Below are 19,773 nucleotides of genomic sequence, written 5' to 3'. Positions count from 1 at the left end.
CGACCGAACGAAAGGTTATCACTATGAAGGCTCTGATCATAGGCTGCGGCATCGCCGGACCCGTCACGGCGATGGCCCTGCGCGAAGTGGGTGTGGACGCCGAGATCTTCGAGGCGTACGGGCAGGGTGCGGAGGACGTGGGCTCGTTCCTGAACGTCGCCTCCAACGGCCTGGCCGCGCTCCGCGTGCTGGGCGCGCACCACAAGGTACTGTCGGAGGCCATCCCCACTCCACGCATGGTCATGTGGAGCGGATCAGGCAAGCGGCTGGGCGAGGTGGCCAACGGGCTGCGGCTCGACGACGGCACGGTGAGCCACACCGTCCTGCGCTCCGACCTCTACCGGACCATGCGTGACGAGGCCGCCCGGCGCGGCATCGAGGTCACGTACGGCAAGCGCCTGGTCTCGTACGACGAAAGCGCAAGACAGGTGACCGCCAGGTTCGCGGACGGCACGGAGGCGACGGGCGACCTGCTGATCGCGTGCGACGGCGTGCACTCAAGCACCCGCACGATCCTGGACCCGCAAGCTCCCGCCGCCCGCTACAGCGGCCTCTACAGCTTCGGCGGGATCGTCAAGGACGCCGGCTTCCCCGGCGAGCCGGGTGTCTACAACATGGTCTTCGGCAAGCGCGCGTTCTTCGGTTACACGGAGCGGCGAGCCTGGGGCGGAGAGCGGCAGCTTGCGTCACCAGCGGAGCCCCGTGCGAGCGCGACCATAGGCGCGGTACCGAAGTCGGGCGAGACCTGGTGGTTCGCGAACCTGCCCAGGCGGCTCGGCGACGTTCCGAAGGACTGGAAGCCGGTGCTGGTCAGGGCGTTCGAGGACGACGCGAACTTCTCCGCCGAGCTCATCCGGCGCAGCGACGTCCAGCCGGGGTCGCCGATCTACGACCTGCCGCCGGTGCCCGTGTGGCACCGCGGCCGGGTCCTGCTGATCGGGGACGCCGCGCACGCCACCTCACCCAGCTCCGGCCAGGGCGCCTCGCTGGCCATCGAGGACGCGGTCGTGCTGGCCAGGTGCCTGCGCGACAGCGGGAGCCACACGAAGGCGTTCGAGCGCTTCGAGGCCGAACGGCGGCCCAGGGCGGAGCGGGTGGTGGCGTACTCGAGGACGATCAGCAACAGCAAGGCCGCGAGCCCGGTCGCCCGGGTCTTCCGCGACCTGATGCTGCCGTTCTTCCTGAAGAAGAGCGCGAGCCAGGAGTCACTCGCCTGGATGTACCGCTACCAGGCGAGCCTGTGAGACCGCCGCCTCCCCGGCCGGGACCAGCGGCAACCGCACGTCCGGGGTCGGGATCAGGCCCTGGGCGTGCAGCACTCCCTTGATCACGGTGGGGTTCGGCTCGGCGAAGAGCGCGGCCGAGAGCCTGGCCAGCCGGTGCCCGAGCGCCCTCGCCCTGGCCGCGTCGCCCGCGTTCCAGGCGTCCACCAGCTCGACGTAGCCGCGGGTCTGCAGATGCGCCGAGGCGAGGATCCCGCCGACGGCGCCCAGCGCGAGCAGCGGCGAGATGAACGCGTCGTCGCCCCCCACCACCTCGAACCCCTCGGGCAGATCCCCCAGCAGGTCCACCGCGTCCTGGTCGATCCCGCCCGCCGCGTACTTCATGCCCGCGATCATCGGGTGCGCGCCCAGGTGCCGGAAGGTCGCGGCGCCGACCGCCTGACCCGTCCGGTACGGGATGTGGTAGATCACCAGCGGCACCGGCGTCGCCTCCGCCAGCGCCTCGAAGTGCGCGATCACCCCGCGCTCGCCCGGCCGCAGGAAGTACGGCACCGTCACCAGCGCGGCGCCGACCCCCGAGGGCAGGCCCTGCAGGGCCCGGGCCGTCGAACGCGTGTCGTTCCCCGTCACCCCCACCGTCAGCAGCGCCTGCCGCTCCGCGCACACCCGCGCGCACGCCTCGATCACCAGTTCCCGCTCACCGGGTTCGAGCGCGGCCACCTCGCCCGTCGTCCCCAGCGCGACCAGCCCGGCAGCGCCCTGGTCGAGGTAGTCCGACGCGAGCTTCTCGATCGCGTCCACGGCCACCTCTCCCGACGAGGTGAACGGGGTGACCAGCGGTACGTGTAGTCCTCTCAGCATGGTTCGAGCCTGTCCTGCCCGGACCCGTTAGGTCCAGCGCGGATTTCTTCGTTTGAGATTAAGCTCAGCTTATGCTCGACCCGCGCAAGCTCCACCTCCTCCGCGAACTCGCCCGGCGCGGCACCATCGCCGCGGTCGCGGAGGCGGTGACGTTCACGCCTTCGGCCGTCTCCCAGCAGCTCAGCGCGCTGGAGCGGGAGGCGGGCGTGCCGCTGCTGGAGCGCACCGGCCGTACGGTGGCACTGACACCCGCCGGGCACCTGCTGGTCGAGCACGCTCACGCCGTGCTGGAGCAGCTCGAACGCGCGTCGGCGGCGCTCGCCGCCGCGCGTGGCGGGCCTTCGGGGCCGCTACGGATCGGCGCGTTCCCGACGGCGGCCCGCGTGCTCCTGCCCCCGGCGCTCGTCGAGCTGACCGGGGCGCATCCCGGGCTGGTGCCGATGGTCTCCGAGATCGACCCCGCCGACGTCTCGGCCGCGCTGCGGGCGGGCGAGCTGGACGTGGCGCTCGTGCACGAGTACGACTTCGTGCCGCCCGTGACGGACGCGTCCATCGAGACGGAGCCGCTGTACAGCGAGCCCATGTACCTGACCGACCGGCCCTCCGTGGCCGACGCCCGCGCCGACGCGTGGATCACCGACAGGCCGGGCACCCTCTGCCACACCATGGCGATCCGGGCGTGCCAGGCGGCGGGGTTCGAGCCGCTCGTACGGCACCACATCGACGACTTCGACACCGTGCTCGCCTTCGTCGCCGCCGGGCAGGGGGTCGCGCTCGTACCGCACCTGGCGGCGATCGACCCGCCGGCCGGGGTGACGCTCACCCGCCTGCCGCTGAGCCGCCGCACGCTCGCGGCGTTCAGGAAGGGGAATGGCGAGCACCCGTCGATCAGGGCGGCCGTCGCCGCCTTCCACGCGGCGATCCCGCACCTGCCCCTCTAACGCAGCAGCCCTCTGACCAGGTCGGCGAAGCCGGCGGCGAGCCGTTCGTGCTGCCCGGCCCGCAGCTGGCTCGCGATCGGCTCCATGTGCAGCGTGCCGAGCAGCATGTGGGCGATCTGCTCGGCGTCCACGTCGGACCGCCCTTCGGCGATCAGCCGGGACACGTGCCGGTGCCAGGACCGGTAGATCGGGTTCTCCTCCCTGCGCTGCTCGCCGTGGGCCTTCGTGGTGACCCTGGCGTGCTCGATGGCGCTGACGAGGTTCCCGTTGCGCGCCGCCAGCACGGCCACGTCCGCGAAGAACGCGACCAGCCGCTCGACCGGCTCCGCGCCCGGCCCCAGCGGCGGCGGCCCCTCGGTGAACGCCTGCTCGAACTCGCGCGCCCGCTCGCTCATCAGCTCCAGCATGAGCCCCGTGCGGCTCCCGAACCGGTGGAACACCGTCCCCTTGCCCACGCCGGCGGCGACCGCCACCCGCTCGACCGAGACCTGCTCGGGCGGGTGCCGCCGCAGCAGCTCCTCGGCCGCCCGCAGGATGGCCTGCCTGTTGCGCGCGGCGTCGGCCCGCTCTCGACGTTCCATCCGGTCATTCTTTCCCATGGACAAACTTGACCAGTGGTCCATATATTAACTGGACCATCGGTTCAGTTAAAGGAGTTCACGTGCGCGCGATCGTCCTGTCGGAAAAGGGCGGCCCCGAACGGCTCGAAGTCGCGGACCTGCCGCGCCCCGGCCCAGGAGAGGGCCAGGTCCTCATCCGCACCCAGGCCGTCGGCGTCAGCTACGCCGAGACGCAGATCCGGGCGGGGACGCTGCCGTTCCCGCTGCCGCTGCCCGCCGTGATCGGCGCGGAGGCGGCCGGCGAGGTGGTCGAGGTCGGCGAGGGGGTGGACGCGAAGCTGCTCGGGAGCACGGTCGTGGGGGTCACCGGCGGGCTCGGCTCGTACGCCGAGTACGCCGTGCTCCCGGCCGCTCTGACGGCCCCGGTGCCGGACGGCGTGCGGCCGGACCAGGCGCTGGCCGCGGGGGCGCCCGGCGCGCTGGCCCTCGCCCTGCTGCACAAGGCACGCCTCGCCGGCGGAGAGACCGTGCTGGTCGAGGCGGGCAGCAGCTCGGTGGGGACGTACCTGGTGCGGCACGCGAAGGAGTTCGGGGCCGGGCGGGTGATCGCCACCGCCGGCTCGGCCGCCAAGCGGGACCGGACCGCCGAGCTGGGCGCCGACCTCGTGCTCGACCACGGCCCGGCCGGCTGGCCCGACGAGCTGCCCGAGGTGGACGTGGTGTTCGAGTCCATCGGCGGCACCACGGCCAGGCGGGTGCTCGACCACCTCACCCCCGGCACCGGCCGGATGCTGTTCTACGGGATGCTGACCGGGGAGCCCGCCGCCGTCACGGCCGCCGACCTCATGGAACGCGGGGTGACGCTCACCGGGTGCAGCGGGCCCGGCTGGGCCGGGGAGGTGTTCGGGACGCACTATCCGGCGATGCTCGACCGGCTCGCCTCCGGGCGCAGCGTCGCCTACATCGACCGTACGCTGCCGCTGGAGGAGGCCGCGCAGGCCCACCGCCTCCTGGAGAGCCGCGCGGTCACCGGCCGGATCCTGCTCATTCCGTAAGGAACCCTCAGGAGGCGAGGACCGCTTCGAGCACGGCCTTGGAGCTGTCCCCGCTCTGGTCGTAGTCACCGGCCGTCAATGCCACGACCAGCTCCTCCTCGGGCAGGACGAGCAGGTGCTGACCGCCGTTCCCGAGGCCGCCGACCCAGTGGCGGTCCTTGGTGTTCACGTACCACTGGTAGCCGTACTCGAACCCGTCCTCGATCACCACCCGCGACCGCACCAGCTCCCGGAGCCACTCGGCGGGCACGATGCCCCGGCCGCCGTCGAGCACCAGCTGCCCGACGGCGGCCAGGTCGACCGGCCGCAGCCGCAGGCCGGCCGCGGCGCTCACCGTGTCGTGGAATCCCTTGGACCACTCGAACGTGTCGATCCCGAGCGGGCGGAAGAGCGCGGTCGCGGCGTACTCCTCCAGCGGCCTGCCGGCCCCGCGGGCGATCAGGCCGCCGAGCAGGGCGCTGGCTCCGCCGCAGTAGTGCCAGAGCTTTCCCGCCTCCTCGACGACGGGCCGCTCCAGCAGGTACCGGTACCGGTCGGGCGCCAGCTCCATCGCGATCTCGCTGTTGGCCGGGCTGGTGTAGGGGGCGCTCTCGTCCCATTCGAGGCCGAGGGTCATGGTCAGCGCGTGCTCGACGGTCAGATGAGCGCGCTCCGGATCCGCCACCAGATCCTGATATTCCGGAAACTGGGCTACCAAGGGCGCACTCGGCTCCGGCACGAGCCCTTCGCCCAGCGCGATGCCGTACAGCAGCGCCACCATGCTCTTGGACACGGAGCGCAGGTCGTGCAGCGTGTCCCGGTCGAACTCGACGTGCCCCAGCGAGTCGCCCAGCCGGTGGTCCGGCCCCGCGCCGTAACGCTCCAGCACGATCTCCCCGCCCCGCATCACCACGAGACCGTGGAAGTTCGGCGCCTTGCCCGTGCCCAGGATCTCGTCGACCCGCTCAGCCATTGCCACGATGTTCCTCCTGAAAGTCGGCACCTCCTGGCATACCGCCTCACACAGTGTCAGGCGCAAGTCCTTAGGACAGCTCCGACAGCGCGCGTTCCCAGGGGAATCGGTGGGCGCCGGCGTCCGGCTCGTCCGTGGCGACCTGCCGTGGCAGGCCGAACACGACCCGGACGCCCTCGGCGCGCAGCTCGTCGATGCTGCGCAGGAAGGGCCGGCGGGCGGCCAGCGCGCTGTTGACGAAGGGCAGCACGACGACGGGGATGCCGAGCCCGGGCGCCTCGGCCAGCAGGCCCAGGGCATAGGTGTCGGCGATGCCCCCGGCGAACTTGTTGACCGTGTTGTACGTGGCCGGCGCGACGATGATCGCGCCCGGTCGAGGAGGTTTGGGCTCGTGCGGCTTGCGATAGCGGCTGCGGACGGGCCGGCCGGTCTGGGCTTCCAGGGCGGCCACGTCGATGAAGTCGAGAGCCGACGGAGTGGCGACGACCTGGACGGCCCAGCCCCGCTCCTGCGCCATGGCGACCAGCCGGCCGACGTCCGGGGCCGGCCCGGCGGCGCACACGATGATGTAGAGCTCGTCGCCCTGCGGTTCGGCCACGCGTCGGCTCCCGGGGGGTTGGCGGTGCCGCGGCTGCCGGGCAGCCGCGGCCGTCTCCTCGTCAGTCGGTGCCGGACTCCATCGCGGCGTGGTCGAGCAGCTCGTCGTCGCCGGGGATCTCGCCGCGCTCGCCACGGTTGGCGATCGCCTCGGCGCCGCCCTCGGGCATCTCGCCGATCAGCTCGGTCGAGGCCGTCTGCGGCACGTCGGTCAGCATCGGGTGCTGGGGTCCGACGATGCCGAGCCCGGCGTACTGCTCCAGCTTGGCGCGGGTGTCGGCGATGTCGAGGTTGCGCATGGTCAGCTGGCCGATGCGGTCGACCGGCCCGAAGGCGGAGTCCTCGGTGCGCTCCATGGACAGCTTGTCCGGGTGGTAGCTGAACGCCGGTCCGGACGTGTCCAGGATGGAGTAGTCCTCGCCGCGCCGCAGCCGCAGGGTCACCTCGCCGGTGACCGCCGTGCCGACCCAGCGCTGCAGCGACTCGCGCAGCATCAGCGCCTGCGGGTCCAGCCAGCGGCCCTCGTACAGCAGCCGGCCCAGCCGCCGCCCCTCGGCGTGGTAGTTGGCCAGGGTGTCCTCGTTGTGGATCGCGTTGACCAGCCGCTCGTAGGCGGCGTGCAGCAACGCCATGCCCGGCGCCTCGTAGATGCCCCGGCTCTTGGCCTCGATGATCCGGTTCTCGATCTGGTCGGACATGCCCATGCCGTGCCGGCCGCCGATGGCGTTGGCCTCCAGGACCAGGTCGACGGCGGAGGGGAACTCCTTGCCGTTGATGGTCACCGGCCGGCCCTGGTCGAAGCCGATCGTGACGTCCTCGGCGGCGATCTCGACGTCGGGGTCCCAGAACCGCACTCCCATGATCGGCTCGACGATCTCGATGCCCGCGTCGAGGTGCTCCAGCGCCTTGGCCTCGTGGGTCGCGCCCCAGATGTTCGCGTCGGTGGAGTACGCCTTCTCCGTGCTGTCCCGGTAGGGCAGCCCGTTGGCGAGCAGCCACTCGGACATCTCCTTGCGGCCGCCGAGCTCGGTGACGAAGTCGGCGTCCAGCCACGGCTTGTAGATCCGCAGGGAGGGGTTGGCGAGCAGGCCGTAGCGGTAGAACCGCTCGATGTCGTTGCCCTTGAAGGTGGAGCCGTCTCCCCAGATCAGCACGTTGTCGTCGAGCATCGCGCGTACGAGCAGGGTGCCCGTGACGGCCCGCCCGAGAGGCGTGGTGTTGAAGTAGGTGCGCCCGCCGGAGCGGATGTGGAACGCCCCGCAGGCCAGGGCCGCGAGCCCCTCCTCCACGAGCGCCGCCCGGCAGTCGACCAGCCGGGCGACCTCGGCGCCGTACGCCGTGGCGCGGCCGGGCACCGAGGCGATGTCAGGCTCGTCGTACTGGCCGATGTCGGCGGTGTAGGTGCACGGCACCGCGCCCTTCTCGCGCATCCACGCGACCGCGACCGAGGTGTCGAGGCCACCGGAGAAGGCGATCCCGACACGTTCACCGACAGGCAGAGAGGTGAGCATCTTAGACACGAGTCGAAGTATATACACACCTATGCATGACCATGCAAACCCCCTCGCCGGATTTCCGCCGCGATGTGCATCGCAGGCTCAGGCCGCGGGTTTCCTGACCTCCAGGATGCCGGTGCTGAACCACGGTCCGCCGTACCAGAACCGCCAGCCCGCGTCGCGCCGCCGCACGTCCACCACGCCGAGCGAGCGCAGCGTGCCCTCGTACGCGGCCGTGTGCTGGAAGTCGGCGATCAGCATCAACCCGCCGGGCCGCAGCACCCGGTGCGCCTCGCGCACGGCCTGCGCGCGCCCTTCGGCGTCGGGGATGTTGTGGATGGCCAGGCTCGACACGATCGCGTCGAACGCGCCGTCGCCGAACGGCAGGTCGCGCATGTCGCCCGTCACCAGCTCGACGCGGTCGGCGACGCCCTCGGCGGCGGCGTTCGCCCTGGCCTTGGTCTCCCGGTTGCCCGACTGGTCCTTCGACTGCCACAGGTCGATGCCGGTCGCCTTGCCGCGTTCCAGCCGCCGGGCCGCCATCAGCAGCACCGCGCCCCGGCCGCAGCCGAGGTCGAGCAGGAGCTCGTCGCCGTTCAGCCGCTCGAGCTCACCGGCCCAGACCGCGAACTTGCCGCGCCGCGTCGTATAGAGGTAGCTGGCCGCGCTGGCCAGCGTGTAGAGCCCGCCGAGCAGGAACGCGATGCCCGCCAGGGGGATGTCGAGCAGGAACGAGACCGACGCCAGGGCCAGGAGCACCAGCGCTCCGAACAACAAGCCGACCAGCGCCCAGGGAGCGTCGAATCCGTAGCTTCCGTGTCGCTTGCGCACACTCACGTTATATCTCAAGGTGGTCTTGACATGGAATTGACCTGACCCGTCCCTTCCTACCGTCTTTCCCGCACAGCGCATTACTAAGGTGGCGTGGATGGGCGCGCAAATGGGGGTTTGACCAGGCATGACGGAGAAAGAGCGGGGATTCGGCCTGGGGGCGAGCATGGCCCTGACACTGGCATCGTCCTTGTTGTGGGGAGTGGCACATCTGGCCGCGGAGCGCCGTAAGACGGGCTTGGCGCTCATGTTCGGATATGTCGTGATGCTGGCCGGCATCCTCATGGTGTTCACGGCGTACAGCACTCACCTGCTGTCGCTGGCGGTGCAGCCCCGCTGGCTCGTCGGGTTCACCGTGGTGCTGGTGGCGATCGCGATCGCCTGGACCGGCGTGGTCGTCTGGTCCTTCGTCCTGGTACGCCCGCCGAGCTCCGACAGGATCGGCCGCTTCCTGACCACGGCGCTGACGCTCGCGCTCTGCGCGCTCATCATGACCCCGACGGTGTACGCCACCAGGCTGGCGTACCTGTCACGCGATGTCGTGAACACCCTGTTCCCCAGCACCACCGCCACCGCGCCCATCATGGCCCAGGACCCGTGGAACGGCGCCCGCCGGGTCAACTTCCTGCTCCTGGGCGGCGACGCCGCGCCGAACCGGCCCGGCGTGCGTACCGACAGCATGACCGTGGCCAGCGTGGACACCGAGACCGGCGCGACCACCCTGTTCGGCCTGCCGCGCAACCTCCAGCGCGTCGAATTTCGCGCGGGCCCGGCCAGGGACCAGTTCCCCTACGGCTTCACCGGCACCGGCCCCGACACGCCCGGCCTGCTCAACGAGATCTTCCAGTACGCCGAGGAGCACCCCGAGGTGGTGCCGGGCGTGGAGCGGCGCCAGCGCGGGCCGGCTCTGATCAAGCAGACGATCGGCGACATCCTCGGCCTCAACGTGGACTACTACGCCCTGGTGGACATGAAGGGGTTCGCGGAGATCATCGACGCCATGGGCGGCGTGAAGGTCACCATCAAGGAGCCCATCGTGTACGGCAAGTACCGCGAGGGCCTGCTGCCGGCCGGCACCCGCAGGCTGTCCGGCGAGGAGGCGCTCTGGTACGGCCGCTCGCGCACCGACAGCGACGACTACGTCCGCATGGGACGCCAGAAGTGCCTGCTCAACGCGCTCGCCAAGCAGGCCGACCCGATGACCGTGATCAACAGCTTCGAGCGGCTGGCCGTGGCTACCAAGCGGGCCATCTCCACCGACCTCCCGCAGGACCTGCTGCCGGCCGTCATCGACCTCGCGCAGCGGGTCAAGGACGCCAAGATCCGCAGCCTCAGCTTCGTGCCGCCGCTGATCAACACGGCGTACCCCGACTGGTCGTTCATCCGCCGCAAGGTCGCCGAGACCCTGGAGGCCGGCCCGACCAGGGCCGGCACCGCCGCCGAGCGGACACCTGACCCGGAGACCCCGGTCAACCTCGACGCCACCTGCACCTGAATCGCCCGTCCGGAAAGGCCACGTGGAAACCGTCCACGTGGCCTTTTCGCGTTGTCCGCACACGCCCCGCACGGAGTGTGGCATGATGACAACGGAAACGGTTTTCATATCCACCTGGAGGGCCCGTGAGAGTGGCGTTCGTCGGAAAGGGCGGCAGTGGCAAGACGACGATGTCCGCGCTGTTCGCCAGACATGTGGCGAGCCAGGGCGGGCCGGTGGTGGCCGTGGACGCCGACATCAACCAGCACCTGGCCATGGTGCTCGGCCTCGACCGGCAGCCCGAGCCGCTCGGCGCCCACCTGACCGAGATCAAGGAGCGGCTGCGCGGCGACAACCCCCGCATCCCCTCCGCCGACGCCATGGTCAAGACCACCCCGCCCGGCCGCGGCTCCCGGCTGCTGAGCTTCGAGGACCTGGCCGCCGACCCGTACGCGCTGACCACCCCCGACGGGCTGCGCCTCCTCGCGACCGGCCCGTTCAGCGAGGACGACCTCGGCGTGGCCTGCTACCACTCGAAGGTCGGCGCGGTGGAGCTGCTGCTCAACCACCTCATCGACGGCCCCGGCGAGTACGTCGTGGTGGACATGACCGCGGGCGCCGACTCCTTCGCGTCGGGGCTGTTCACCCGGTTCGACCTGACGTTCCTCGTCGCGGAGCCGACCAGGCAGGGTGTGAGCGTCTACCGCCAGTACCGCGAGTACGCCGCCGCGTACGACGTCGCGCTGGCCGTGGTCGGCAACAAGGTCCACGGCCCGTCCGACGTCGACTTCCTGCGCGAGCACGTGGGCGACGACCTGCTCACCTGGATGGAGCACTCCGCCGCCGTCCGCGCCATGGAGCAGGGCCGCCACTTCACGCTCGACGACCTGGAGCCGGTCAACGCCGACGCGCTGGCCGTGCTCCGCAAGACCCTCGACGAGCAGGAGAAGGACTGGGCGCGCTTCGGCCGCCAGACCGTGGACTTCCACCTGCGCAACGCCCACGCGTGGGGCAACGACCGGACCGGGTCCGACCTGGCCTCACAGATAGACCCGGATTTCGTGTTCGGCCCCTGAGTGCCCCCCTCCAGGCATCTGGAGCGATCACGAATCCCCACTTAGCGTCAGATTGATCCCATTCGAGAGGAGACAGCATGTCGCTGACCGTTCCGAACGAACTGCTCGACCAGGCCAGAGCCGGCGAGGTGGACGACGCGGCCTTCATCGCGTGCGTCCGCGACTCGCTGCCGTACGCGTGGTCGCTGATCAGCGGGCTGGCCGAACAGCGCGAGCAGACCGGAGCCGAGTTCGCCGACAACCAGGTGCCGCCGCCGTCCGAGGAAGCCCGCGGCCAGCTCCTGCGCTGCCTGGCGAGCGACGCGATGCGCGGAGCGCTGGAGCGCCACTTCGGAGTACGGCTGGCCTTCCAGAACTGCCACCGGGTCGCCGTCTTCGACCCGACGGCGACCAAGGCCCTGCACGAGTTCGTCACCCCGAGGGCCCAGATCCTCAACCAGAAGCCGGAGCTGGTCGACTGCTGACCGTCCGGCCCGGTGACCCGGCCCGGTGATCCGGCCCAGTGACCCGGCCCAGTGACCCGGCCCGGTGATCCGGCACTGCCCGGGTCACCGGGCCCGTAGCAGCGGCAGCACCTCCGCCCCGAACCGCCGCACGTTCTCCACCGTCCGCCGGTGCTCGCCCAGCCCCTCGACCAGCAGGATGAACCGCTCGATCCCGGTGTTCTCGGCGGTACGCAGGATCGTCGCGGCACAATGCTCGGCCGACCCGACCGGATGAATCCGGGCCAACAGATCCACATATGCCGGGATATTTCGCATAGGTCGGGGGCGATCGTCCACCGGCACGTACCCCGCCAGCCCCGGCTCCAGCCACCGGGGCAGCGACTCCTTGATCTCCCGCACCGCCCCCGCCGTGGAGTCGGCCACGTAGGCCACTCCCGCCGCCACGTGATCGGTGGCGGTCCCGCCCCGGGCGATGTAGTCCTCGACCAGGGCGGCCTTCTCGGCGTCCCCGATGTGCATCCCGAGCAGCATCGGCAGCCCCCGCTCCGCCGCCACCCCCACGGTCGCCTCGGAGGTGCACGCGACCACCGGCCGCATGCTCGCGCCCGGCACCACCCGGACCTCCCTGAACCGGAAGAACTCCCCGTCACCGGCGACGGGACCGCCGGAGAGCCCGTCGAGCAGGAGGTCGAGCGACTCCCCGAACCCCCGCTCGAACCGCTCGGCCCCCGTCCCGAACACCTCCAGGTCCACCCACGGCCCGCCCCTGCCGACCCCCAGCGTGAACCGCCCGCCGGACAGGTGGTGCAGCATGGCCGCCTGCTCGGCCAGCGCCACGGGATGCTGCGTGGACAGCACGCTGACGGCCGTGCCGAGCCCGATCCGCGAGGTCCTGCCGAGGGCGACCGCCGCCAGGGTGGTCGCGGAGGGGCACACGCCGTAGGACATGAAGTGATGCTCGGCGACCCACGCGTCGTCGAACCCCGCCTCCTCGGCGGCCACGATCACTTCGACGGCATCGGCCAGCACCTGCCCGGCCTCCTGGCCGGGGAACTGCGCCGCGATGACGAAGACGCCGATTCGCACCCATCCGATGATGCCCGATGGTCCCCGCTCAGCCGAACAGGCTGGCCTGACCCTCTCCCACGAGGGGGTCCCGGTGGTGCTTGAGGTGCCGCCATCGAGGGAGGTCGTCCAGGTAGGACCACGAGAGCCGGTGGTGGGGCGTGGGGCCGAGCCGGGCCAGGGTCTCCTGGTGGAGGGGTGAGGGGTAGCCGGCGTTGTCGGCGAAGCCGTACTCCTCGCAGCCGATCGTCCCCATGTACGCGTCGCGCCGGACCTTGGCCAGGACGGACGCCGCCGCGACCGAGATGCTGGCCGCGTCGCCCTTGACCTCCAGGCGTACCGGCCAGGGCGGGCCGATGTAGTCGTGCTTGCCGTCGAGGATCACCGCGTCCGGGCGCACCGGCAGCGCCTCCAGCGCCCGCCTGGCGGCCCGGCGCAGGGCCTCGGTCATGCCCAGCTCGTCGATCTCCGTGTGGGTGGCCTCGCCGAAGCCGATGCCGGCCGCCCACGCGGTCAGCTCCTCGGCGAGCGGGGTGCGCCTGGCCGCCGAAACCTGCTTGGAGTCCGTGAGGCCGGACGGCGGCTCGGACAGGTCGGTGACGACGGCGCAGACCGTTACCGGTCCCGCCCACGCGCCACGGCCCACCTCGTCGATGCCCGCGACCGTGCGGGTGCTCGGCTGGGAGAGCAGGAGGTGCTCGATGTCGTACGTCGGCGCCATAACGGCAGACGCTATCGCCTCCCGGGCCGTTCACTGAGCCGTTCACTGGGCCGTTCACTGGGCCGTTCACTGGGCCGTTCACTGGGCCGCCTCGTCATCTTCCAGCGGATCGCCGGGCGGGCGGCGGTCCGCCGGGCGCACCGGATCCAGGTCGGCGGCGAGGTAGCGGGCGGCCACGTGGATCGCGCGGAGCGTCACCGACACCGACGGCCGGTTGACGCTGGAGTTGCGGGCGACCGCGTGCACGTCGCGCCCCACCGGGTTTCCCGGGAACTGGCGCACCGCCAGCCCCCGCACCCCTGCCGCCAGCGCGAGCGCGGGCACGGCGGCGATGCCGATCCCCTTCGCCACCAGAGAAAGGATCGTTCCCAGCCCCTCGAACTCCCACGGCGTGGGCCGGGTCCCGCCCACGTCCACCAGGAGCCGGTCCACCGCCAGCCGGGACGGCTCCCCGTCGGGCGTCGCCATCCACGGCTCGTCGCGCAGCTCCCGCAGGTCCACCGGCACGTCGGGGTCGGCCAGACGGTGCTTGCGCGGCACCACCAGCACCAGGGGGTCGCGCAGCAGCGGGAACACCCGCAGGCTCTCGTTGTCGCGAACCCGCCCGTACCAGTCGTCCACGAGCGCGATGTCCACCTCCCCCGACTGCACCTCGCGCATGCCCCGGCCCGACCTGCTCTGCCCCAGCCGGAGCGTCAGCTCGGTGTGGCGGCGCAGCGAGCGGGCGAGCGCCGGGGCGAACGCGACCGCGGCCGTCGGGAAGGCGGTGACCACGACCCGCCCCGCGGGTGTCCCCGCATGGGCGGACAGGTCCGACTCCGCCTCCTCGACCATGGACAGGATGCGCTCCGCGTGCGCCACCAGCCGCCGCCCCGCGTCGGTCAGCTCGGCACTGCGCGCGGTCCTGTCGATGAGGACCGTTCCGGTCTCACGTTCGAGCGCGACGAGTTGCTGCGACACGGCCGAAGGACTGTACCCCAGCGATGCCGCCGTCGCAGCGATACTTCCGCGACGAGCGAACTCGCAGATCAGGACCAAACGCCGCAATTCAAGCATCAGTCTTCCTTATGCCTACCCACGAAAAGCCTCGCTTGTGCTGATGCCTTCATCAAACCACCCTGGGAACGTGACAAACATGACCGTGACGTTGTCCGCCACTTTGGCGGCAAACGAGGACATCGACCGAAGACGGCGCGCCGGGGAGCGAGTGCTTCACCTGGCCTTCGGCGAGGCAGGGCTGCCCGTCCACCCGGCACTGCGCGACAGGCTGGCCGGCGCGGCCGAACGCAACGGCTACGGGCCGGTCGCGGGGGCATCCGAGCTCAGGACGGCGGCGGCGGGCTACTGGACACGACGCGGGCTCCCCACCGACCCCGGGCTCGTCGTCTGCGGGCCTGGCAGCAAGTCCCTGCTGTACGGCCTCCTCCTGGCGATCGGCGGGGACATCGTCCTGCCCATGCCCAGCTGGGTCAGCTACGCCGCCCAGGCGGAGCTGGTCGGCTCCCGCCCCATCCTGGTGCCCGCACCGCCAGGAGGGGGCGGAGTGCCCGACCCCGATCTCGTGGCCGGCGCGGTGCTCCGGGCCAGGGCCCAGGGCCGGACGGTCAACTCGCTGCTGGTGACGCTGCCCGACAACCCGACGGGCCGCCTGTCCGGTCCGGAGACCATCGCGCGGCTGGTGGAGATCGCCCGCGAGCTCGATCTGATCATCATCTCGGACGAGATCTACCGCGACGTCGTGCACGACCCGGCCCTGCCGTTCACCTCCCCCGCCGACCTCGCCCCCGAGCGCACGATCATCACCACCGGGCTGAGCAAGAGCCTGGCGCTGGGCGGCTGGCGGATCGGTGTGGCCAGGCTGCCCGCGGGCAGCCACGCGCTGCACAGGAGCCTGCTCGCGGTGGCCAGCGAGATCTGGTCGGCGCCCGCGGCCCCGGTGCAGGAGGCGGCGGCGTACGCCTTCGACGAGCCCCAGGAGTTGCTGGCCCGCATCGAGCTCGCCCGGCGGCTGCACGGCACGGTCGCCAGGGCCGTCCACGAAAGGTTCACCGAGATCGGGGCCGACGTGCCCGCCCCGCAGGGCGGCTTCTACCTCTATCCCGATCTGAGCCACCTCCGGCTCGGCGGCTCCGCCGAGATCACCAAGATCCTGCTGGAGGAACACGGCATCGGTGTCCTGCCCGGACACGCCTTCGGCGACGACCCGGCGGCGGCCAGGGTGCGGGTCGCGGTGAGCCTCCTCTACGGCGAGACCGCCGAAGAGCGACTGACCGCTCTGAACAGCCCGAACCCCCTCCAACTCCCCTGGATCGCCGACAATCTGGACTATCTTTCGAAGGGTCTGAACGAGCTGGCCTCGGTGTCGCACGAAGCGGTGCGTGAACGGCGTCCCGCGCTCGTCCCGACGCCATGTCACAGTTAGGCGAATCTTTCCCCAAGAGCGGGTTTACCATCGCTCAAAAGGGGCCGCTGACCTGCAGGAACACCCTGTCTGCAGAAAGCTGCAAAAGATCTTCCTAACTGCATGGTTACGTGCGCCCCCGCTTCCCCTCATCATGTGCTCATGCCCGCTCTTGTCACCTTGTCCGGGCGCTCCGTGCGCCTGGAACCTCTCAGCCTCGCGGCGATCGACGACCTCGTCGCCGCGGCGAGTGAAGACCGTTGCACTTACGCCTTCACTCGCGTCCCGGAAAGCCGGGACGAGATGGTCTCCTATGTGGAGGCCGCCATGGCTGAGCAGGCGGAGGGCCGCTCCATGCCCTTCGCCATCCGGTGGCTGAACACCGACCGCGTGGTCGGTGCCACCCGTCTCATGCACCTGGAGTACTGGCAGGGCCCCATGCCCTGGCCTCCGGGTACACGGGGTGCGGTGGGCGAGATCCCGTCCGTGGCGGACATCGGTTACACCTGGCTGGCCGCCAGTGCCCAGGGCACGGGTGTCAACCGTGAGAGCAAGTTCCTGATGCTCTCGCTCGCCTTCGAGACATGGAACGTCCACCGCATCACCCTCAAAGCAGATGTACGTAACACCAAGTCCCGGGCCGCCATCGAGGCCCTCGGCGCACACTTCGACGGGGTGCGGCGAGCGGATAGCCGAGGCGCCGACAACACGGTCCGAGATACCGCGTTCTACTCGATCCTGAGCTCCGAATGGCCGCTCGTACGCGAGCGGCTCGCCCTGCGGCTCGGACTGGTCGAGGCGGCCTGAGAACCTGTCCACCACGGCCCCGCCCCAAGAAAGTTTGGGCGGGGCCGTATTTTTTCCTGCCTACGCGTGCTCTACATGACACGCCCCCGCGGTGTGAATCATGCCTAGCCGATCATCAGCATCCAGGGGCACGCTCAACACCGGATCAAAGACGGATCAACGGCACATTTAACGATCAGTCCGGAGTCTAGGTGACAAAGGACGTTGGATCTATCATTTGGTAACAAAACGATCCATTGGCTGGGAGACATTCGGCATGGCTGGTCAGAGCGTCGAGGGCGGGCTGAGGTTCGCCGTGCTCGGTCCTGTCCGCGCCTGGCGTGACGGCCAGGAGCTCGATCTGGGCACTCCGCTGCAGCGTTCCATCCTGGGCATGCTGCTGCTGCGTGAAGGCCATGCGGTCACCCCCAACGAGATGATCGACGCGGTCTGGGGCGAGGACGCGCCCCCGCGGGCCCTGGGCGCCCTGCGCACCTACGTCTCCCGCCTGCGTACGGTGCTGGAGCCGGACCGGCCCGCCCGTTCCCGCCCGGAGCTGCTGACGTCCATCGGGAGGGGTTACGCGCTGCGGCTGCCCGACGGCTCGCTCGACCTGGTCCGCTTCGAACGCGGCGTCCAGGACTCCGAGAGCGCGCGCAAGGGCGGTCGGCTGCGCGAGGCCGCCGAAGGGCTGCGCGAGGCGCTGTCGCTCTTCGAGGGCGAGCCGCTGGCCGGGACCGTCGGCCCCTACTCCGAGCACCAGCGCGACCGGCTGGTCGAGCGCCGCATCAGCGTCGTCGAGACGCTCATGGACGTGGACCTGGAGCTGGGCGACCACGCGAAGGTCGTCTCCGAGCTGATCGCGCTGACCGCCGACCACCCGCTGCGCGAGAAGCTGCGCGCCCAGCTGATGCTGGCCTACTACCGGTGCGGGCGGCAGGGCGACGCCCTCAACGTGTTCACCGAGACGCGCGAGGCCCTCGTCGAGGAGCTCGGCATCGAGCCGGGCCCCGAGCTGGCCGCGCTGCACCAGCGCATCCTGGCCGCCGACCCCACGCTGGCCGCCGCCGAGGTGCCCGCCGAGGAGCCGGTGGAGGAGCCGGAGCAGCGCCAGGCCCCGCAGTTGCCGCGCCCCGCGCAGCTCCCCGCCGCCGTCAACGACTTCACCGGCCGCAAGGAGGTCGCCGTACGGCTCCGCACGCTGCTGTCGGCCCAGTCGTCGGCGCAGTCGTCGGCCGAGGGCGTGCCCGTGATCGCGGTCTCCGGCATCGGCGGCGTGGGCAAGACCGCGCTGGCCGTGCACGTCGCGCACCTGGCCGAGGACCTGTTCCCCGACGGCCAGCTCTATGCCGACCTGCGCGGCTACACCGACGAGGCGACCGTGCCCGAGTCGGCGCTCGGCGGGTTCCTGCGGGCGCTCGGCATCCCGCCGGACATCGTCCCGGACGGGCTGCCGGAACGCGCCGCGCTCTACCGGTCGATCCTCGCCGACCGCCGCATCCTCGTGCTGCTCGACAACGCCCGCGACGCCGAGCAGGTCAGCCAGCTGCTGCCGGGTTCGCCCGGGTGCGCGGCCATCGTGACGAGCCGCGGCAAGCTGGCCGACCTGCCCTCCGCACGGCTCATCGACCTCGACGTGATGGAGCCGGGCGAGGCGCTGTCGCTGTTCGCGTCGGTGGCCGGGGCCGAGCGCGTGTCGGCCGAGCACGGCGCGGCCATGGACGTGGTGGCCGCCTGCGGGTTCCTGCCGCTGGCGGTGCGCATCGTGGCCGCCAGGCTGGCCGCGCGCCCCTCCTGGACGGTCGCCTCGCTCGTGCCCAGGCTGGCCGACGAGCAGCGCCGCCTCGACGAGCTGCGTGTGGGCAACCTGGCCGTCGAGGCCACGTTCGCGCTCGGGTACGGCCAGCTCGCGCCGGCCCAGGCGCGTGCCTTCCGCCTGCTCTCGCTGTCCAAGGGGCCCGACATCTCCACGGGGGCGGCGGCCGCCGTGCTGTCGGTGAGCCAGTTCGAGGCGGAGTCCGTACTGGAGTCCCTTGTGGACGCGAGCCTGCTCGAGGCGCCCGCGCCCGGCCGCTACCGCTTCCACGACCTGCTCAAGCTGTTCGCCAGGCGCCAGCTGGACAAGACCGAGCCGCCCGAGGCCAAGGCGCGGGCGCTGCACCGGTTGCTCGGCTTCTACCTGGCCTCGGCCCAGTCCGCGCACAGCCTGGCCTACGAGGGCAGCATGATCCCGGCCAACATCGTGACGATCAGCGAGGGGCTGTCGTTCACCAGCGTGGACGAGGCCGTGGCCTGGCTGATCGCCGAGGGCGACTCGCTGTTCGCGGCCATCAACCAGGCCGCCGCGTCGGCCGTCGCCGGCGAGCAGTTGCTGCCCGCCGGAGACCTGCTGGTGGCGATGGAGCCGCTGCTGGAGGCGGGCACGCACACGCGGGAGTTCGCCCAGGGCACGCGCGCCGTGCTGAGCGCCGCGCAGCGGCTCGGCGACCAGGGCAGCGAGCTGCGCAGCCGGTACGTACTCGGCCGGGTGCTGTTCGCCGACAACCAGCTGAAGGCGGCCGAGGGCCACTTCCGGGTCGTCCACGAGCTGTCCACGGCCCGCGGCGAGAAGATCGTCACCGGCGAGGTGCTGAACGCCCTGGCGGTCGTCGTCGGCAGGCAGCGCCGCCACATCGAGGCGCTGGAGCTGTTCGACGCGGCGATGCGGTTCTACCGGGCGAACGACGTGCCGGCCGGCGAGGCGCTGGTGCTCAGCTACTCGGCCCGCGACCACCTGGGGCTCGGCCGGCCCGCGGACGCGATCGCGGCGGCGGAGAAGGGCCTGGCCCTGTTCACCGAGATCGGCAGCGGCGCCGGGACCGCCCGCGCCCGCTACCACCTCGGCATCGTGCTGTCCCGGGTCGGCCGGCTCACCGAGGCCGTCCACCACCACGCCGAGTGCCTGGCCTTCTTCCGGGCCAGCAAGCAGCGCGTCTGGGAGCAGCGGGTCTGCTCCCGGCTGGCCGAGACGTTCATCGCCGCCGGACGCCACCCCGAGGCCGTGCGCCACGCGGAGCAGGCGCTGGTGGTCTCCCGCGAGATCGGCCACCCGTACGGCGAGGCGCTGTCGCTCACGGTGCTCGGCAAGGCGCTGCGCGGTCTGGGCAGCACGACCAGGAGCCTGGAATGCCTACGGCAGGCGTTCGAGATCTTCTCCCGGCTCGGCGCCCCCGAGGCCGGGGACCTCAAGGCCCTGATCGAGGCTATCCCCGCCGAAGGGGCCGTCGTCGAGTCCTGAGTACAGCTCAT

Annotated in this window: 18 protein-coding genes; 9 read left to right on the top strand and 9 right to left on the bottom strand. The window is 71.3% G+C overall.

The features are described from left to right. The first annotated feature begins 23 nt into the window (after positions 1–23). Positions 24–1,244, top strand: coding sequence for an NAD(P)/FAD-dependent oxidoreductase (locus AB0J87_RS49085; protein WP_363979011.1), 1,221 nt, complete (start codon positions 24–26; stop codon positions 1,242–1,244). On the opposite strand, the gene AB0J87_RS49080 is transcribed toward AB0J87_RS49085, so the two are convergent. Next, positions 1,206–2,084 carry a 4-hydroxy-tetrahydrodipicolinate synthase gene (locus tag AB0J87_RS49080; protein WP_363979008.1) on the bottom strand — a complete coding sequence of 293 codons (879 nt, stop codon included), beginning with the start codon at positions 2,082–2,084 and terminating at the stop codon, positions 1,206–1,208. The genes AB0J87_RS49085 and AB0J87_RS49080 overlap by 39 nt on opposite strands. Before the next feature lie 71 nt (positions 2,085–2,155). Here AB0J87_RS49080 and AB0J87_RS49075 point away from each other — a divergent pair, with 71 nt between their 5' ends. Then, positions 2,156–3,025 carry a LysR family transcriptional regulator gene (locus AB0J87_RS49075; RefSeq protein WP_350724027.1) on the top strand — a complete coding sequence of 290 codons (870 nt, stop codon included), beginning with the start codon at positions 2,156–2,158 and terminating at the stop codon, positions 3,023–3,025. On the opposite strand, the gene AB0J87_RS49070 is transcribed toward AB0J87_RS49075, so the two are convergent. Next, entirely contained in the window at positions 3,022–3,606 is a 585-nt protein-coding gene (locus tag AB0J87_RS49070) for a TetR/AcrR family transcriptional regulator (protein ID WP_350724028.1), read from the bottom strand. The two genes, AB0J87_RS49075 and AB0J87_RS49070, sit on opposite strands and share 4 nt — an antisense overlap. Positions 3,607–3,686: 80 nt before the next feature. Between AB0J87_RS49070 and AB0J87_RS49065 the strand changes: the two genes are divergently transcribed. Next, entirely contained in the window at positions 3,687–4,640 is a 954-nt protein-coding gene (locus AB0J87_RS49065) for a zinc-binding dehydrogenase (protein WP_363979004.1), read from the top strand. 7 nt (positions 4,641–4,647) lie between these two features. Here the strand turns inward: AB0J87_RS49065 and AB0J87_RS49060 are convergent, their stop codons facing one another. From AB0J87_RS49060 to AB0J87_RS49045, 4 genes are all read right to left on the bottom strand, one after another. Further along, on the bottom strand, positions 4,648–5,592 hold the full coding sequence (locus AB0J87_RS49060; protein WP_363979002.1) for a serine hydrolase: 945 nt from the start codon (positions 5,590–5,592) through the stop codon (positions 4,648–4,650). 70 nt (positions 5,593–5,662) lie between these two features. After that, positions 5,663–6,190 carry a flavoprotein gene (locus AB0J87_RS49055; RefSeq protein ID WP_350724033.1) on the bottom strand — a complete coding sequence of 176 codons (528 nt, stop codon included), beginning with the start codon at positions 6,188–6,190 and terminating at the stop codon, positions 5,663–5,665. A 61-nt stretch (positions 6,191–6,251) separates the two neighbouring features. Continuing rightward, entirely contained in the window at positions 6,252–7,709 is a 1,458-nt protein-coding gene (argG, locus tag AB0J87_RS49050; protein ID WP_350724035.1) for an argininosuccinate synthase, read from the bottom strand. Between the two features lie 78 nt (positions 7,710–7,787). Next, complete coding sequence (locus tag AB0J87_RS49045) at positions 7,788–8,516, bottom strand: class I SAM-dependent methyltransferase (RefSeq protein ID WP_363978997.1); 729 nt, start codon at positions 8,514–8,516, stop codon at positions 7,788–7,790. 127 nt (positions 8,517–8,643) lie between these two features. On the opposite strand from AB0J87_RS49045, the gene AB0J87_RS49040 reads away from it, so the two are divergent. The 3 genes from AB0J87_RS49040 to AB0J87_RS49030 all read left to right on the top strand — a co-directional run bounded on the left by AB0J87_RS49040 (position 8,644) and on the right by AB0J87_RS49030 (position 11,530). Next, entirely contained in the window at positions 8,644–10,011 is a 1,368-nt protein-coding gene (locus tag AB0J87_RS49040; protein ID WP_363978994.1) for an LCP family protein, read from the top strand. A 125-nt stretch (positions 10,012–10,136) separates the two neighbouring features. After that, positions 10,137–11,066 carry an ATP-binding protein gene (locus AB0J87_RS49035; RefSeq protein ID WP_350724041.1) on the top strand — a complete coding sequence of 310 codons (930 nt, stop codon included), beginning with the start codon at positions 10,137–10,139 and terminating at the stop codon, positions 11,064–11,066. Between the two features lie 77 nt (positions 11,067–11,143). Then, entirely contained in the window at positions 11,144–11,530 is a 387-nt protein-coding gene (locus AB0J87_RS49030; RefSeq protein WP_350724043.1) for an SCO5389 family protein, read from the top strand. Between the two features lie 84 nt (positions 11,531–11,614). Here the strand turns inward: AB0J87_RS49030 and AB0J87_RS49025 are convergent, their stop codons facing one another. From AB0J87_RS49025 to AB0J87_RS49015, 3 genes are all read right to left on the bottom strand, one after another. Next, entirely contained in the window at positions 11,615–12,598 is a 984-nt protein-coding gene (locus AB0J87_RS49025; protein ID WP_363978990.1) for an LLM class flavin-dependent oxidoreductase, read from the bottom strand. A 28-nt stretch (positions 12,599–12,626) separates the two neighbouring features. After that, the gene (locus tag AB0J87_RS49020; protein WP_350724047.1) at positions 12,627–13,298 is read right to left on the bottom strand and encodes a ribonuclease HII; all 672 of its coding nucleotides are present in this window, start codon (positions 13,296–13,298) and stop codon (positions 12,627–12,629) included. Positions 13,299–13,376: 78 nt separating this feature from the next. After that, positions 13,377–14,354: a LysR family transcriptional regulator gene (locus AB0J87_RS49015; RefSeq protein ID WP_350724049.1), complete on the bottom strand. Its 978-nt coding sequence runs from the start codon at positions 14,352–14,354 to the stop codon at positions 13,377–13,379. Positions 14,355–14,433: 79 nt separating this feature from the next. Between AB0J87_RS49015 and AB0J87_RS49010 the strand changes: the two genes are divergently transcribed. The 3 genes from AB0J87_RS49010 to AB0J87_RS49000 all read left to right on the top strand — a co-directional run bounded on the left by AB0J87_RS49010 (position 14,434) and on the right by AB0J87_RS49000 (position 19,762). Next, complete coding sequence (locus AB0J87_RS49010; protein WP_363978987.1) at positions 14,434–15,720, top strand: pyridoxal phosphate-dependent aminotransferase; 1,287 nt, start codon at positions 14,434–14,436, stop codon at positions 15,718–15,720. A gap of 141 nt (positions 15,721–15,861) precedes the next feature. Beyond that, entirely contained in the window at positions 15,862–16,506 is a 645-nt protein-coding gene (locus AB0J87_RS49005; RefSeq protein ID WP_350724051.1) for a GNAT family protein, read from the top strand. A gap of 256 nt (positions 16,507–16,762) precedes the next feature. Continuing rightward, positions 16,763–19,762, top strand: coding sequence for a BTAD domain-containing putative transcriptional regulator (locus AB0J87_RS49000; RefSeq protein WP_363978984.1), 3,000 nt, complete (start codon positions 16,763–16,765; stop codon positions 19,760–19,762). Positions 19,763–19,773 lie beyond the last annotated feature (11 nt).

Source organism: Nonomuraea sp. NPDC049625 (genome assembly GCF_040675285.1).
GTDB lineage: Bacteria > Actinomycetota > Actinomycetes > Streptosporangiales > Streptosporangiaceae > Nonomuraea > Nonomuraea angiospora_A.
Note: the sequence above shows the minus strand (reverse complement) of the source record. Positions and strands in the feature narration are given on the sequence as shown.